The 15,934-nt window shown below is 66.2% G+C and carries 14 protein-coding genes and 1 tRNA gene; 8 read left to right on the forward strand and 7 right to left on the reverse strand.

Annotated features, from left to right (window positions below):
* Positions 1-270: 270 nt before the first annotated feature.
* The 6 genes from ORI27_RS11290 to ORI27_RS11315 form a co-directional block, all read right to left on the reverse strand.
* The gene (locus ORI27_RS11290; RefSeq protein WP_265996927.1) at positions 271-990 is read right to left on the reverse strand and encodes a hypothetical protein; all 720 of its coding nucleotides are present in this window, start codon (positions 988-990) and stop codon (positions 271-273) included.
* Between the two features lie 68 nt (positions 991-1,058).
* A complete protein-coding gene (locus ORI27_RS11295) occupies positions 1,059-1,538 on the reverse strand; it encodes a hypothetical protein (RefSeq protein ID WP_265996928.1) in 480 nt (159 codons plus the stop codon).
* Between the two features lie 657 nt (positions 1,539-2,195).
* Positions 2,196-2,270: transfer RNA gene (locus ORI27_RS11300), tRNA-Val, on the reverse strand.
* A gap of 47 nt (positions 2,271-2,317) precedes the next feature.
* Positions 2,318-2,776 carry a peroxiredoxin gene (locus tag ORI27_RS11305; protein WP_265997135.1) on the reverse strand — a complete coding sequence of 153 codons (459 nt, stop codon included), beginning with the start codon at positions 2,774-2,776 and terminating at the stop codon, positions 2,318-2,320.
* Positions 2,777-2,778: 2 nt separating this feature from the next.
* Entirely contained in the window at positions 2,779-3,207 is a 429-nt protein-coding gene (locus ORI27_RS11310) for a DUF3052 domain-containing protein (RefSeq protein ID WP_265996929.1), read from the reverse strand.
* An 81-nt stretch (positions 3,208-3,288) separates the two neighbouring features.
* The gene (locus ORI27_RS11315; RefSeq protein WP_265996930.1) at positions 3,289-3,858 is read right to left on the reverse strand and encodes a hypothetical protein; all 570 of its coding nucleotides are present in this window, start codon (positions 3,856-3,858) and stop codon (positions 3,289-3,291) included.
* A gap of 152 nt (positions 3,859-4,010) precedes the next feature.
* Here ORI27_RS11315 and aceE point away from each other — a divergent pair, with 152 nt between their 5' ends.
* The 7 genes from aceE (at position 4,011) to ORI27_RS11350 (ending at position 13,740) form a co-directional block, all read left to right on the forward strand.
* Positions 4,011-6,800, forward strand: a complete 2,790-nt coding sequence (gene aceE / locus ORI27_RS11320; RefSeq protein ID WP_265996931.1) for a pyruvate dehydrogenase (acetyl-transferring), homodimeric type — start codon at positions 4,011-4,013, stop codon at positions 6,798-6,800.
* Between the two features lie 153 nt (positions 6,801-6,953).
* Positions 6,954-8,234 carry a PucR family transcriptional regulator gene (locus ORI27_RS11325; RefSeq protein WP_265996932.1) on the forward strand — a complete coding sequence of 427 codons (1,281 nt, stop codon included), beginning with the start codon at positions 6,954-6,956 and terminating at the stop codon, positions 8,232-8,234.
* A 151-nt stretch (positions 8,235-8,385) separates the two neighbouring features.
* On the forward strand, positions 8,386-9,342 hold the full coding sequence (locus ORI27_RS11330; protein ID WP_265997136.1) for an ACP S-malonyltransferase: 957 nt from the start codon (positions 8,386-8,388) through the stop codon (positions 9,340-9,342).
* Positions 9,343-9,420: 78 nt separating this feature from the next.
* Entirely contained in the window at positions 9,421-9,717 is a 297-nt protein-coding gene (acpM, locus tag ORI27_RS11335; RefSeq protein ID WP_071943413.1) for a meromycolate extension acyl carrier protein AcpM, read from the forward strand.
* The gene (kasA, locus tag ORI27_RS11340) at positions 9,714-10,964 is read left to right on the forward strand and encodes a 3-oxoacyl-ACP synthase KasA (RefSeq protein WP_265996933.1); all 1,251 of its coding nucleotides are present in this window, start codon (positions 9,714-9,716) and stop codon (positions 10,962-10,964) included. Before acpM ends, kasA begins: the two co-directional genes overlap by 4 nt.
* A 36-nt stretch (positions 10,965-11,000) precedes the next feature.
* On the forward strand, positions 11,001-12,263 hold the full coding sequence (gene kasB, locus ORI27_RS11345; RefSeq protein ID WP_323055596.1) for a 3-oxoacyl-ACP synthase KasB: 1,263 nt from the start codon (positions 11,001-11,003) through the stop codon (positions 12,261-12,263).
* Between the two features lie 55 nt (positions 12,264-12,318).
* Entirely contained in the window at positions 12,319-13,740 is a 1,422-nt protein-coding gene (locus ORI27_RS11350) for an acyl-CoA carboxylase subunit beta (protein WP_265996935.1), read from the forward strand.
* Positions 13,741-13,814: 74 nt separating this feature from the next.
* On the opposite strand, the gene ORI27_RS11355 is transcribed toward ORI27_RS11350, so the two are convergent.
* A complete protein-coding gene (locus ORI27_RS11355; protein WP_265996936.1) occupies positions 13,815-14,732 on the reverse strand; it encodes an AraC family transcriptional regulator in 918 nt (305 codons plus the stop codon).
* A gap of 117 nt (positions 14,733-14,849) precedes the next feature.
* Between ORI27_RS11355 and ORI27_RS11360 the strand changes: the two genes are divergently transcribed.
* Complete coding sequence (locus ORI27_RS11360; RefSeq protein WP_265996937.1) at positions 14,850-15,932, forward strand: aldo/keto reductase; 1,083 nt, start codon at positions 14,850-14,852, stop codon at positions 15,930-15,932.
* The last annotated feature ends 2 nt before the right edge of the window (positions 15,933-15,934 follow it).

Raw genomic sequence — 15,934 nt, forward strand, 5'->3', positions numbered from 1 at the left:
CGTCGAGGTCTTTCGGATGGCTGGCGTAGGAACCTCCATCCTCGGAAGACCTCGACCCCTATCCCGGCAACGACGCGCCGACCACCGCTACACCCTCAACTGCGAAGAGCCCGTTTACGTAGGGCATGTACTTCCACATCGTCCTCCCATGTGAGCATGAGAAAGCGGGCCTCCTTCGACTGGAGCTGTTGGCGTCAGACACCAGCAGCAGCATCGAGGGAGGCCCGCCCTTCTCGGCGGAGCCACACGGGTGGGGAATTTCGATGAGCGTCAGTGGGGAATTTCAGTGAGCGCGGTCAGTCCCGCGTAACTTGCGAAGCAATCCACTGCCTCGTCTTCCGTCATTTCGCCAACCTCAATGATTGGCGTGTTTGGCCACCAGTTCAAGCTGTTGTTAGAAGTGACGAGAACCGAACCATTACCCATGGATGGGATGTACTCGTCAATATCTTCGCGATTCTGAATTCCGTCGAAGACGAGCAGCCACGGACCGCTGCGGCGGCCAAGTACGCCAGCGAATATCGCCCCAGCGGCTGCATCACGCTCGACTTCAATTTCCCCTCGGGACAGTTGCGCAATGAGGTTGCGGACTTGGGCATCGATAAAACCGATGTCCCGACAATCTATCCAGCAAATGAACTCGTAAGAAACCGCTTCGACGTGGCAATAGTCGGACGCCAGGACCGTCTTGCCGTTTCCGGTTTGGCCAACCATCACAACTCTGGATGGCGTGCTCGCTTCTTCATTCGGGGCAAGGTGCTCTTGAATTTGTTCCAGGTAGTCGAGTCGAGGCACGGTCGACATGTAGTTAGGGATGTTGGTGATCGGGACACCCCAATCGAACGCACCAGCAACGTGGGCGATGCGTGCATCCGGCATAGCCAGCATTTCAAGCAGGTCGAGGGCGCTGATCCTGCTCGGCTGTTGCCCCGCAGCAGCAGAGAATATGTGGTCGAGCAGTATGGGAACGAGAAGCCGGGCAGAGACCACGCCTTGGCGTAGTTTCCGTTGGCCGCGAAAGAATCTAACGAGTTCGGCGATCGAGTTGCGGATGTCGACTAGCTGTCGAGAGTCGACGACGATGCTCGGCTGCGCCCCTGCTCATCGGGTTGCCTTTGCGGCCCTTTCGCCCAGGTGTAGGCGGTCGTTGAATCTGCGCTTTCCTCGGCGACTTCGACCTCGTCGAGTAAGCCCGGCGAAATCGGCTTATTAGTCAAGAGGAGTGTGTTCGAGGCCGGGTAGGCGACCAACCTCTCCAAAGCATCGCGTGCCGGAGCAGGTTGGAGCGGATAATCGTCAGGCTGCGACGAGGACTTCACCTGAACGCTGTACATCACCTCGCTGTCAACCTCAATTGCGAAATCGACTACGTCGTCGTCCTTGCCATCAGCTTTCTTGTGAAGAGGCTCGACCACTAGCGTCGCGCGAGAGATCAGCTCGGGGTTCTCACGCAGCAACTTGAGAAGAACGTCAGCGGTCTGCAGGTACTGATAGCTGAATCCGAAAGCCGCAACACCCCCGCCGCCGAGATCAGTCACGACGCGCTGCTTTTCGCAGGAAAAGACAGCAATGCCGCGCGCGCTCCGACAAGAAAATCCCCCGTGTTGTTGGCCAGGTAGCTAGACCGTTTCATCCCCGGGTCGGGTTGTCTACGGCTCCTACGCCGTCAATTTTCTTTTCGACGGTCGCGGGCCCGTGTCGCACCGCTGGCGATCAGCGCCAGCTGTGGGCTGCGGGGTCTCCCGCCTTCGGTGACGCCGAGGGCGGCCAAGCGGCCAAGACGTCGGCGTGACCGATCTCGTTGCCGGCGAACATCTGTGCCGCGAGCGCGGTGATCGGGCGCCAGCACCAAGTACGATCGGCAGAGTGGCGGCCAGCTTCTGCTAGTAATTCTCGGGGCTGTGGAACGTGGCCAGTCGAAGCTCCTCGCCATCGGCGTCGCCCGAGGTGTGCCTCGAGCCGGTGCATCGACGGCATATCGCCGTGGGAGAAGATCGCCGAGGGCACTGGCTCGGCAGCGGCGACCAGGGCGCGGTGGAGGCGCGTCGCGAACGACAGCGATGGGCTCACGGGTTGGGTTGGAGTCTCCGCCGACGCGACCAGCGCCTTGGGACGCTCTTGGGACACTAGCCCCCGATCGGGCTTCCGACCGGCACCCCGTCGCCGCACAAAATTGCCTTGAACTGGCCCAACGTTGGTGGGCGCGGACGGTATCGAACCGCCGACCGCTGGTGTGTAAAACCAGAGCTCTACCACTGAGCTACGCGCCCGTGCCCGGGCAGGTTACACGGCTGGCGCCGGTGCAGGGAAATCCTGGTCAGGCGCCCAGCGCGGCCAACGCCTGGGTCCACAGCGACTGATCGCGCGCCTCGCCAGGCTGCTTGCACTCGGCGAACCGGACGATGCCGGCGCGGTCGATCACGAAGGTGCCGCGGTTCGCAACGCCGGCGTCGGCGTTGAACACCCCGTACGCCTGTGCCACCGCGCCGTGCGGCCAGAAGTCGGAGAGCACCGGGAACAGGAATCCGCTCTGCGTCGCCCAGACCTTGTGCGTCGGCGGCGGGCCGACGGAGATCGCCAGCGTGGCGGTGTCGTCGTTTTCATAGACCAGCAGATGATCGCGAATCGCGTCGAGCTCGCCCTGACAGATCCCGGTGAACGCCAGCGGGAAGAACACCAGCAGCACGTTCTTGGCGCCGCGGAAGGCACCGAGCGTGACGGGCTGACCGTTCTGGTCCTTCAGCGTGAAGTCAGGGGCAACTGAACCGACCCCCATCGTCACGAGTGCCTCCCGGCCGCCTTCGATTTCGGCTGCACCAATCGGCTCGCACTCCAGTCCCCCAGATTGGCCGACGAGGTCTGCATCAAGCCCGCGGTAGGCGCCGACTCGGCGATCTCCGCGGGCAGCACGTGGCCGGGCTTTCCGGTCTTGGGTGTGAGCACCCAGATGATGCCGTCGTCGGCCAGCGGCGCGATCGCGTCCATCAGCCGGTCCACCAGGTCACCGTCACCGTCACGCCACCACAGCAGCACCACATCGACGACGTCGTCGGCATCCTCGTCGAGCATTTCCGAACCGCTGGCATCCTCGACGTCGGCACGGATGTCGTCGTCGGTGTCCTCGTCCCAGCCCAGTTCCTGCACGACCTGATCTTTATCGATACCCAGCTTCTGGGCGTAGCTCGGGGGTCCACCCTCCGCGACCACCGTCGGAACCTCCTTCAATCAGGGTCGGCTGTCAGGCCTATCGTCGCACGACAGCGACGATTACTCGCCGTGCGGTGGGAATCAGTACGTCGCGTCGCACAAGCTCAGCGCATTCGACCTGGTGTCGTTGAGGCTTTCGATGGTGTTGTTGAACTCGCCGGGCCCGGCATGTCCGGTGATCGCCTCGGCCGTGGCGTGGGCGCCGTCGACCCAGTCCCGGAACGCGGACTTCAACTCGTCGGGGATGGCTTCGGTGATGCTGGCGGCGACGGCGTCGGCGCTCTGGTTCAGGGAATCCACCGCCGGCCCCTCGGTGGCCGCCAAGTCGGCGGAGCCCTGGTTGAAGGCACTCACATAGGCGTTGACGGCGTCGATCGCGTCGGCGCTGGTGGTGGACAGGGTCTCGCAGGTGTCGTGCATGGCCTGCGTGGTCAGCAACGCCTGCCGCTCGGACTCCCGCGCGCTCGACGAGGCCGCCGACTCCGAGAGCGACACCGACACCGAGGTCCGATATGCGGGTGCGTCGCCGGCGTTGACCCCGGGCTTGCCCCCGGTGACGGTGGTGCAGCCGACCACGCCGGCGATCACCGCCGCGGCTCCGCCGACCAGCAGACCGCCGATCCGCAGCCCGCGGGCAGTTCTGATCAGCACAGCCCGGAAGATTACCGGGTGACGGCCCCGCTCGGCGCAGTGCAAGAAATTCACCGGTCCCCCGACTTTCTCTACTCGTCGGTATCGCCCCAAGTGCGGCACGATAGGAGGCAGAGGGCGCAAAACCTGCGCCAGCTACTAAGGAGCTGAAGTTGACCACCGAGTTCGCGCGCCACGATCTGGCTCAAAACTCAAGCAGCCCAAATGAATCCGATCGAGTCCGGGTGATCCGCGACGGCGTCGCGTCGTATCTGCCCGACATCGACGCCGAGGAAACCGGGGAGTGGCTGGAGTCGTTCGACCAACTTCTGGCCCGCTCGGGGCCCGCCCGCGCGCGCTATCTGATGCTGCGCCTGCTGGAGCGCGCCGGCGAACAGCGCGTCGCGATCCCCGCGCTGACCTCGACCGACTACGTCAACACCATCCCGACCGAGTTGGAACCGTGGTTCCCCGGTGACGAGGACGTCGAGCGCCGCTTCCGGCGCTGGATCCGGTGGAACGCCGCGATCATGGTGCACCGCGCGCAACGCCCGGGCGTCGGAGTGGGCGGGCACATCTCGACCTACGCCTCCTCAGCGTCGCTCTACGAGGTCGGCTTCAACCACTTCTTCCGCGGCAAGGCGCACCCGGGCGGTGGCGACCAGGTGTTCATCCAGGGCCACGCCTCTCCCGGTATCTACGCCCGCGCCTTCCTCGAGGGCCGGCTCACCGCCGATCAACTCGACGGCTTCCGCCAGGAGCACAGCCATCCCGGCGGTGGGCTGCCGTCCTACCCGCACCCGCGACTGATGCCCGACTTCTGGGAGTTCCCGACGGTGTCGATGGGGCTGGGTCCGATGAACGCGATCTACCAGGCCCGGTTCAACCACTATCTGCACGATCGCGGGATCAAAGACACCTCCGACCAGCACGTGTGGGCGTTCCTCGGCGACGGCGAGATGGACGAGCCGGAAAGCCGCGGGCTCATCCAGGTGGCCGCCAACGAGGCGCTGGACAACCTCACCTTCGTGGTGAACTGCAACCTGCAGCGCCTGGACGGGCCGGTGCGCGGCAACGGCAAGATCATTCAGGAGCTGGAGTCGTTCTTCCGCGGCGCCGGCTGGAATGTCATCAAGGTGGTCTGGGGCCGCGAGTGGGATGCCCTGCTGCACGCCGACAAGGACGGCGCGCTGGTGAACCTGATGAACACCACACCCGATGGTGACTACCAGACCTACAAGGCCAACGACGGCGCCTACGTGCGCGACCACTTCTTCGGCCGCGACCCGCGCACCAAGGCCCTCGTCGCCGACATGACCGACAACGAGATCTGGAACCTCAAGCGCGGCGGGCACGACTACCGCAAGGTCTACGCCGCCTACCGGGCTGCCATGGAGCACAAGGGCCAGCCGACGGTCATCCTGGCCAAGACCATCAAGGGTTACCAGCTCGGGTCACACTTCGAGGGCCGCAACGCCACCCACCAGATGAAGAAACTCGCACTGGCCGACCTCAAGGACTTCCGCGACGCCATCCGGATCCCGGTCAGCGACGCCCAGCTCGAGGAGGACCCCTACCTGCCGCCGTACTTCCATCCCGGTCCGGAGGCGCCCGAGATCCGCTACCTGCTCGACCGGCGCCGCGCCCTGGGCGGCTTCCTGCCCGAGCGGCGCACCAAGTCCAAGGTGTTGACGCTGCCGTCGCGGGATATCTACAAGCCGCTGAAGAAGGGGTCCGGCGCCCAGCATGTGGCCACCACGATGGCGACGGTGCGCACCTTCAAGGAACTGTTGCGCGACAAAAACATTGGCCCGCGGATCGTGCCCATCATTCCCGACGAGGCGCGCACCTTCGGCATGGACTCGTGGTTCCCGAGCCTGAAGATCTACAACCGCAACGGCCAGCTCTACACCGCCGTCGACGCCGAGCTGATGCTGGCCTACAAGGAGAGTGAAGTCGGCCAGATCCTGCACGAGGGCATCAACGAGGCCGGGTCGACGGCGTCGTTCGCCGCCGTGGGCACCTCCTACTCGACGCACAACGAGCCGATGATCCCGATCTACATCTTCTATTCGATGTTCGGGTTCCAGCGCACCGGAGACGGATTCTGGGCGGCCGGTGACCAGATGGCCCGCGGGTTCGTGCTCGGCGCGACCGCCGGGCGCACCACGCTGACCGGCGAGGGACTGCAGCACGCCGACGGCCACTCGCTGCTGCTGGCCTCGACCAACCCGGCGGTCGTCGCCTATGACCCGGCGTTCGCCTACGAGATCGCCTACATCGTGGAAAGCGGGTTGTCGCGGATGTACGGCGAGAACCCGGAGAACATCTTCTTCTACGTCACCATCTACAACGAGCCGTACGCGCAACCGGCCGAACCGGCCGATTTCGACCCCGAGGGGCTGTTGCGGGGTATCTACCGTTATCGGGCGGCCGAGCAGAAGCGCACGAACGTCGCGCAGATCCTGTCCTCCGGGGTGGCGATGCCCGAGGCGCTGCGGGCGGCCGATCTGCTGGCCGAGCGCTGGGACGTCGCCGCCGACGTCTGGTCGGTGACCAGCTGGGGCGAGCTCAACCGCGACGGGGTGTCCGTGGAGAAGGAGCTGCTGCGCCACCCCGACCATCCGGCCCGGGTCCCCTACGTGACGCAGGTGCTCGGCGAGACCGCCGGCCCGGCCGTCGCGGTGTCGGACTGGATGCGCGCGGTACCCGAGCAGATCCGGCCGTGGGTGCCCAACACGTACGTCACGCTGGGCACCGACGGGTTCGGCTTCTCCGACACCCGGCCGGCAGCGCGCCGCTACTTCAACACCGACGCCGAGTCGGTGGTGGTGGCCGTACTCGAGGCGCTGGCCCGCGACGGGGAGATCGACCCGTCGGTGGCGATCGCCGCGGCCCGGGAGTACCAGATCGACGATGTGATGGCGGCGCAGATCTCCTACGCCGACACCGGCAGCGCCTGAGCCGACGGCCTTCGCCGACCGTGGGGGCTATCGGTGCGATCCGAGGGGCGGATCCACCGACAAGGCCCACGGTCGATGCGCCGTGCCGGCACCGGCAGCGCCTGAGCCTGCACATTTGGCGGAACATCCAGAAAACCGGCGTAGATTTTAGGAGTGAGCGACAACCCGCTTCTTGATTCGCCGCGTTCTCCCCTGGAACTGCTCGAGAACGTGCCGGAGTCCACGCTGCGCCGGCTCAAGCAGTATTCCGGCCAGCTGGCCACCCAGGCGGTGCAGGCCATGCACGAGCACCTGCCGTTCTTCGGCGAGCTGGAGGCCTCCCAGCGGGCCAGCGTGCAATTGGTGCTGCAGACCGCGGTGGTCAACTTCGCCGAGTGGATGCGCAACCCGCTCAGCAACGTCGGGTACACCGCGGAAGCGTTCGCACTGGTACCGCAGGAGCTCACCCGTCACATCGCGCTGGCCCAGACCGTCGACATGGTGCGGGTCAGCATGGAGTACTTCGAAGCCGCCGTGCCCGCACTGGCCCGCAACGAGCAGCAGCGGGTCGCCCTGTCCGTCGGCATCCTGCGCTACAGCCGAGACCTGGCCTTCGCCGCGGCGTCCTCCTATGCCGACGCGGCCGAGGCCCGCGGCTCCTGGGACAGCCGGATCGAGGCCAGCGTCGTCGACGCCGTCGTCCGCGGTGACACCGGACCCGAACTGCTGTCCCGGGCCGCCGCGCTGAACTGGGACACCACCGCCCCGGCCACCGTGGTCGTCGGCACCCCGCCGCCCGGCCGGGAGGAACTCGCCGGCGAGGACGTTCGCGAGATCGCCGCACGGCACGGCCGGGCCGCCCTGGCCGACGTGCACGGCACCTGGCTGATCGGGATCATCTCCGGCCCATTGGCACCCACCGACCGGTTCTTCAACGACCTGCTGGCTGCCTTCGCCGATCAACCGGTGGTGATCGGGCCGACCGCCCCGATGCTCACCGCGGCCTATCACAGTGCCAGTGAGGCGATATCGGGGATGAACGCCGTCGTCGGCTGGACCGGCGCACCGCGGCCGGTCTTGGCCCGCGAACTGTTGCCCGAGCGCGCACTGCTGGGCGACACCTCGGCGGTCACCGCGCTGCACACCGAGATCATGCGGCCGCTGGCCGATGCCGGGCCGGCGCTGACCGAAACTTTGGACGCCTACCTCGACAGCGGCGGGGCGATCGAAGCTTGCGCACGAAAACTGTTCGTTCATCCAAATACGGTCCGCTACCGGCTGAAGCGGATCGCCGATTTCACCGGCCGCGATCCCACGCTGCCGCGAGATGCCTATGTGCTGCGAGTGGCGTCGACCGTGGGTCGCCTCGGTTACCCGGCGCCCTTCCACACCACGGCAAACAGTTCTGTTGCACAGCTCACACCCCCGCTGGTCGGCTCCACTGGGGCCAATTAAGGCCGTAGGTAGATCGCGGCACGATATCGGTGGAGTCGCATCACATGCACTTTTGTGGAGTCTCCACAAAAACATAAGACCAGGTTCATAATCTCTTACACCGCGCAAATCCGGTTTCACAATGTTTTCTTAATGAGTGCCTCAAGAACCCGTGATCGCACTGCTGGCTCCTGGCCAGGGGTCGCAGACGCCCGGAATGCTCGCCGAATGGCTCGAGCTTCCCGGCGCCGCCGATCAGATCAAAACCTGGTCGGAGATCGCCGGCCTGGACCTGGCCGGGCTGGGCACCACGGCGACCGCCGACGAAATCACCGACACCGCGGTCACCCAGCCCCTGGTCGTCGCGGCCACGCTGCTCGCCAACGCCGAGTTGGTCCAGCGCGGTCTGCTTTCCGGCGGGCAGGAGCGCAGCGACTCGGGGATTGGCTCGAGTAAGAAGACCGTGGTCGCCGGCCACTCCGTCGGCGAGATCGCGGCCTACGCGATCGCCGGCGTCATCTCCGCTGACGACGCGGTGAAGCTGGCCGCCGTGCGCGGCGCCGAGATGGCCAAGGCCTGCGCTGTCGAACCGACCGGCATGTCCGCGATCCTGGGCGGCGACGAGGCCGACGTACTGGAAGCGCTGGCACGTCTCGACCTGGTTCCCGCCAATCGCAACGCCGCAGGCCAGATCGTCGCCGCCGGAGCGGTGGCCGCGCTGGAGAAACTGGCCGAGGATCCGCCGGCGAAGGCCCGGGTGCGCCAGCTGGCCACCGCCGGAGCCTTCCACACCCATTACATGGCCTCCGCGCTCGACGGGTATGCCGCCGCGGCCGCCGAGGTCGCCACCAGCGAGCCGACCACCACCCTGCTCAGCAATGCCGACGGTCAGCCGGTGGCTTCCGCGGCCGACGCGATGGAGAAGCTGGTCGCGCAGTTGACCCGTCCGGTGCGCTGGGATCTGTGCACCGAAACCATGCGGCAGCTCTTTGAGAACACAGAGGGCTGCGCGATCGTGGAGTTCCCGCCCGCGGGAACTCTGGCCGGAATCGCCAAACGAGAACTTCGGGGGGTCCCGACGCGCGCCGTCAAGACACCCGCAGACCTGGACGGACTCACCGAGCTCTAACCCAGCCGGCGTACGTCCAGGACAACCACATAAAAAGCGTTTCACCCAAGTAACACAACCAATTACGAAGGAGCCACTGTGCCCGCCTCTCAGGAAGAAATCATCGCCGGTCTCGCCGAGATCATCGAAGAGGTCACCGGTATCGAGCCCTCCGAGGTGACCCCGGAGAAGTCGTTCGTCGATGACCTCGACATCGACTCGCTGTCGATGGTGGAGATCGCCGTGCAGACCGAGGACAAGTACGGCGTGAAGATCCCGGACGAGGATCTCGCCGGTCTGCGCACCGTGGGTGACGTCGTCTCCTACATCCAGAAGCTCGAGGAAGAGAACCCCGAGGCTGCTGCCGCCCTGCGCGAGAAGTTCGCAGCGGAATGACCAGGCCTTCCACTGCTAACGGCGGTTTCCCTAGCGTTGTCGTGACCGCCGTCGAGGCCACCACGGCTCTGGCCGCTGACGTCGAGAGCACGTGGAAGGGCCTGCTGGCCGGCGAGAGCGGCATCCGCGAGCTCACCGACGACTTCGTCACCAAATGGGACCTGCCGGTCCGCATCGGTGGTCACCTCGTCGAGGACATCGACAGCCACCTCACCCGCATCGAGCTGCGCCGCAATTCCTACGTGCAACGCATGTCACTGGTGCTGGCCCGACGGCTGTGGGAGAACTCGGGTGCGCCCGAGGTCGACCCGGACCGCTTCGCGGTCGTGATCGGCACGGGTCTGGGTGGCGGCGAGAAGATCGTCGAGACCTACGACGCAATGAACGAGGGCGGGATCCGCAAGGTGTCCCCACTTGCCGTTCAGATGGTGATGCCCAACGGTGCGGCCGCGGTCGCCGGTCTGGAACTGGGCGCCCGCGCCGGGGTCATCACCCCGGTGTCGGCGTGCTCGTCCGGGTCGGAGGCCATCGCCCACGGTTGGCGCCATATCGTCATGGGTGACGCGGACTTCGCCGTTGTCGGCGGTGTCGAAGGCATGATCGAGGCCTTGCCGATCGCGGCGTTCTCGATGATGCGTGCCATGTCGACCCGCAACGATGATCCGGCAGGTGCCTCGCGCCCGTTCGACAAGGATCGGGACGGCTTCGTGTTCGGTGAGGCCGGCGCCATGATGATCATCGAGACCGAGGAACACGCCAAGGCCCGTGGCGCTAAACCGCTGGCCCGGCTGTTGGGTGCCGGGATCACCTCCGACGCATTCCACATGGTGGCTCCGGCACCGGACGGCCTGCGGGCCGGCCAGGCGATGAAGCGGGCGATGGAGACTGCTGGCTTGTCCCCCAAGGACATTCAGCACGTCAATGCGCACGGAACGGCCACTCCGATCGGTGATACCGCCGAGGCCAACGCGCTTCGGGTCGCCGGATGCGAGCAGGCCGCGGTCTACGCGCCGAAGTCGGCGCTGGGCCACTCCATCGGCGCCGTCGGCGCCCTGGAATCGGCACTCACGGTGCTCGCGCTGCGTGACGGGGTCATCCCGCCGACACTGAACTACGAGACGCCCGATCCGGAAATCGATCTGGACGTCGTTGCGGGTGAACCGCGCTACGGGGATTACCAGTACGCGATCAACAACTCATTCGGATTCGGAGGGCACAACGTGGCGCTCGCGTTCGGGCGTTACTGAGGGCACTCCCAGGGGGGAAAGGACCAGCAAGAACCAATGGCAGGGTTGACTCAATTGTCAACGGGGAATGGCTTCCCCAACGTGGTCGTCACCGGTATCGCGATGACGACCGCCCTGGCAACGGATGCCGAGAGCACCTGGAAGAGGCTTCTCGACGGGCAATCCGGGATCCGTAAGCTCGAAGATCCGTTCGTCGAGGAGTACGACCTGCCGGTGCGTATCGGTGGGCACCTCCTCGAGGATTTCGACGGCGAGCTGAACAAGGTCGAGCTTCGCCGGATGTCCTATCTGCAGAAGATGGCGACCGTGATCGGCCGACGGGTGTGGCAGAACGCCGGGTCCCCGGAGGTCGACACCCGCCGCCTGATGGTTTCCATCGGCACCGGCATGGGCTCCTCCGAGGAGTTGGTGTTCGCCTATGACGGCATGCGGGCACGGGGTCTGCGGGCAGTATCGCCACTGGTGGTGCAGATGTACATGCCCAACGGCGCCGCCGCGGTCGTCGGACTCGAACGCGGCGCCAAAGCCGGGGTGTGCACCTCGGTCTCGGCATGTGCGTCCGGTTCTGAGGCAATCGCGAACGCCTGGCGGCAGATCGTACTCGGCGAAGCCGACATGGCCATCTGCGGTGGTGTCGAGACCCGGATCGAGGCGGTGCCGATCGCCGGCTTCGCCCAGATGAGAATCGTGCTGTCCAACACCAACGACGACCCGGCCGGTGCCTGCCGCCCGTTCGACAAGGACCGCAACGGATTCGTCTTCGGCGAGGGTGGTGCACTGCTGGTCATCGAGACCGAGGAACACGCCAAAGCCCGCGGAGCCGACATCCTGGCCCGCATCATGGGCGCTTCGGTGACGTCCGACGGGTACCACATGGTGGCACCCGACCCCAACGGTGAACAGGCGGGTCATGCGATCACCCGGGCGATCCAGCTCGCGGGTTTGCAGCCCTCCGACATCGATCACATCAATGCCCACGCGACGGGCACCCAGGTGGGCGACGTCGCCGAGGGTAAGGCGATCAACAATGCGCTCGGCAGCCACCGACCGGCGGTCTACGCGCCCAAATCGGCGTTGGGCCACTCGGTGGGTGCCGTCGGCGCCGTGGAGTCGATCCTCACCGTGCAGGCGCTGCGGGACGGCATCGTGCCGCCCACGCTCAACCTGCGCAACCTCGATCCGGAGATCGATCTGGACGTGGTGGCCGGCGAACCCCGGCCAGGCAACTACCAGTATGCGATCAACAACTCATTCGGATTCGGTGGTCACAACGTCGCGATCGCCTTCGGAAAGTACTGAAACACAAGCGTGTTGACGTATCGACTGATATCCAGTGCGCACCTAGGAGGTTTAGATGACGACCATCGCCCCTGAGACGGTCGGCGAATCACTCGACCCTCGCGACCCGCTGCTGCGGTTGACCACGTTCTTCGACGACGGCAGTGTCGAACTGCTGCACGAACGTGACCGCTCCGGTGTGCTGGCCGCCTCCGGCACCGTCAACGGGGTGCGCACCGTCGCCTTCTGCACCGACGGCACCGTCATGGGCGGCGCGATGGGAGTCGAGGGCTGCCAGCACATCGTCGACGCCTATGACACCGCCATCGCCGAGCAGAGCCCGATCGTGGGCATCTGGCACTCCGGCGGCGCCCGGCTGGCCGAGGGCGTGAAGGCGCTGCACGCCGTTGGTCTGGTCTTCGAGGCCATGATCCGGGCATCGGGCTACATTCCGCAGATCTCCGTCGTGGTCGGCTTCGCAGCCGGCGGTGCGGCCTATGGCCCCGCCCTCACCGACATCGTCATCATGGCGACCGAGGGACGCGTTTTCGTCACCGGCCCCGACGTGGTGCGCAGCGTGACCGGCGAGGACGTCGACATGGCCTCCCTCGGCGGTCCCGACACCCACCACAAGAAGTCCGGTGTATGCCACATCGTGGCAACCGACGAACTCGACGCCTACGCCCGGGGTCGCCGACTGGTCGGATTGTTCTCCCAGCAGGGGCATTTCGACCGCGACAAGGCCGAGGCCGGTGACTCCGACCTGCATGCACTGCTGCCGGCGTCGGCTCGCCGCGCTTACGATGTGCACCCGCTGGTGGAGGCGCTCCTGGATGCGGACACGCCGTTCGAGGAGTTCCAGGCCAAGTGGGCGCCCTCGATCGTGGTCGGCCTGGGCCGGCTTTCCGGCCGCACCGTCGGCGTCATCGCCAACAACCCGTTGCGCCTGGGCGGCTGCCTGAACTCCGAAAGCGCCGAGAAGTCGGCACGTTTCGTGCGGCTGTGCAATGCCTTCGGCATCCCGCTGGTGGTCGTCGTCGACGTGCCGGGTTACCTGCCCGGCGTGGACCAGGAATGGGGCGGGGTGGTGCGCCGCGGCGCCAAGCTGTTGCACGCCTTCGGCGAGGCGACGGTTCCCCGGGTGACGCTGGTGACCCGAAAGATCTACGGCGGGGCCTACATTGCGATGAACTCGCGGTCTCTGGGAGCCACCAAGGTGTTCGCCTGGCCGGACGCCGAGGTCGCGGTGATGGGCGCCAAGGCCGCCGTCGGCATCCTGCACAAGAAGAAGCTCGCGGCCGCCGAAGATCACGAGCGCGAGGCACTGCACGAGGAGCTGGCCGCCGAGCACGAGCGGATCGCCGGCGGTGTGGACAGTGCGGTCGAGATCGGCGTGGTCGACGAGAAGATCGACCCGGCGCACACCCGCAGCAAGCTGACCCAGGCGCTCGCCGAGGCCCCGGCCCGGCGCGGGCGGCACAAGAACATCCCGCTGTAACTTCTCCTGCGCGAGCAGTCGTAAAAGTCCCCGAACACACAGCGTGTCGGGGACTTTTACGACTGCTCGGCGGGTTAGATCACCGCGTGCTGCGGACCTTGCGCGTGGCCACGGATGCGCATGGCGTCCTGCCCTGGCGGCGCGCCGAACAGCCGGCGGTATTCGCGGGTGAATTGCGACGGGCTGTCATAGCCAACCCGATGTCCGACGCCCGCGATGTCGCCGGGCTCCGCGACGAGCATTGAGCGCGCTTCCTGAAGCCGAATGCGTTTCTGGAACTGCAAGGGGCTCATAGCGGTAACGGCGCGGAAGTGCCGGTGAAAGGTCGACGGGCTCATCCCGGCCAGCTGAGCCAGCTCCTCGATGCGCATCGGCGCGGCGTAGTTCTGCCGAATCCAGCCGATGGCCCGGCTGACATAGGACAGGTTGCTGTCGGCCAGGCCGATCTGGCGCACGGTCTCCCCCTGCGGCCCGGTCAACAGCCGCCAGACGATCTCACGCTCGATCAGCGGCGCCAGAATCGGTGCGTCCGAGGGCTTGTCGAGCAGGCGCAGCAGCCGGATCACCGCGTCGAGCAGCTCGGCGCCGGCATCGGCGGTCGAGATCGCCGGGGGCGGCGGAGTCCCCCGGGCCCAGCGCGCCGCGGGAGCCTGCAACACCAGTGCGGCCACCACCGTTGGCCGCAGGACCAGTGCCATCCCCAACGACGGTGCGCCGTCGCCGGCGTCGATGAAGTGGCCGGTGACGGGTAGGTCAGCCGTCACGACCAGGCACTGCCCCGCGCGATATTCATAGACCTCGTCGCCGAGCAACAGGCGCTTTCCGCCCTGAGCCATCACCACGACCAGCGGTTCGGTCAGTGAGTAGTCCGGCGAGGCGGTGGCCGTCACCTCCGACAGCAGCAGCCCATCGATCGACGTCTGCAGGTCCGCTCTGGCGTGGGCGGAGATCAACGCACGGAGCTCGGCCAGCCGGCTCGCGCAGATGGTCATGTCCGGATTTCAGCAAAGATGATCGGATTGTGCAAGAGCTTGCTTCCGTTGATCTACCAATTAACTGGTATTTCACGTTCGATGGAGATGTCAGACAGGACCATCAAGGAGCGATTCATGCCACTCGATCACTACGTCACCCTGGGTCGGTCCGGCCTGCGGGTCAGCCCGTTCGCACTAGGCGCCATGACGTTCGGTGAGGATGCCGGCGGCGCCGGCTGCAGCGTCGAGGAATCCGAGCGGATCCTCGACACCTATCTCGACAAGGGCGGGAATTTCGTCGACACCGCCAACTTCTACACCAACGGCCACTCCGAAAAGATCCTCGGCGACTGGTTCGCCGCCCGCCCGGGCCGTCGCGACCGGGTGGTGCTGGCCTCGAAGTTCTTCGCCAATCTGCACCCCGGCGATCCCAACGGGGGCGGCGCGGGTCGTACCGCGATCCTCACCCAGCTGCGAGAAACGTTGCGCCGCTTACAGACCGACTACCTCGACCTATACTGGCTGCACAACTGGGACCGCAACACACCCATCGAGGAGACCTTGCGCACCCTCGACGACCTGGTGCGCGCCGGGACCATCCGCTATATCGGGTTCTCCAACACACCGGGATGGGTGACCGCGCAGGCCCAGACGACGGCGGTGTTGCGTGGCTGGACGCCGTTGGTGGCGCTGCAGGTGGAGTACTCGCTGCTGGCGCGCACCGTGGAGGGCGAGTTGGCGCCGTTGGCGCTGGATCAGGGCATGGCACTGGTGCCGTGGAGTCCGCTCAGGAACGGATTCCTGTCCGGCAAATACCGGCGTGGAGCCGCCGTCGGCGACTCGCTGCGCGCCGGGTACGTCGGCCAGCCCAGCGATGACGAGTTCGTCGTCATCGACGCGGTCACCGCTGTCGCCGACGAGATCGGCACCTCCCCGGCCGCGGTGGCGCTGGCCTGGTTGCGCGCCCGGCAGGGCACCGTCGTGCCGATCCTGGGGGCGCGGCGGCTGTCTCATCTCGAGGACAACCTGGCCGCCGCCGACGTCACGCTCACAGCAGAACAGCTGTGCCGGCTCGACACGGTGTCGACGCCGACATTGAACTACCCGGCCGACGTGAACGGGACGACACGCTCGATGCTGCAGTTCGCCGGAACCACCGTCGATGGTGAGCCGTCCACCGTCTATCCCCCGCTACTGCACAGTGCGGCTCGGTACTGAAT

Source organism: Mycobacterium pinniadriaticum, assembly GCF_026242045.1.
Lineage (GTDB): Bacteria > Actinomycetota > Actinomycetes > Mycobacteriales > Mycobacteriaceae > Mycobacterium > Mycobacterium pinniadriaticum.

What these genes read in the sequence shown, in the direction of transcription:
- kasA (WP_265996933.1), top strand. Translation starts at nt 9,714, where the DNA reads ATGACCAGGCCTTCCACTGCTAACGGCGGTTTCCCTAGCGTTGTCGTG.
- kasB (WP_323055596.1), top strand. Translation starts at nt 11,001, where the DNA reads ATGGCAGGGTTGACTCAATTGTCAACGGGGAATGGCTTCCCCAACGTG.
- ORI27_RS11350 (WP_265996935.1), top strand. Translation starts at nt 12,319, where the DNA reads ATGACGACCATCGCCCCTGAGACGGTCGGCGAATCACTCGACCCTCGC.
- ORI27_RS11305 (WP_265997135.1), bottom strand. Translation starts at nt 2,776, where the DNA reads ATGGGGGTCGGTTCAGTTGCCCCTGACTTCACGCTGAAGGACCAGAAC.
- ORI27_RS11355 (WP_265996936.1), bottom strand. Translation starts at nt 14,732, where the DNA reads ATGACCATCTGCGCGAGCCGGCTGGCCGAGCTCCGTGCGTTGATCTCC.
- ORI27_RS11360 (WP_265996937.1), top strand. Translation starts at nt 14,850, where the DNA reads ATGCCACTCGATCACTACGTCACCCTGGGTCGGTCCGGCCTGCGGGTC.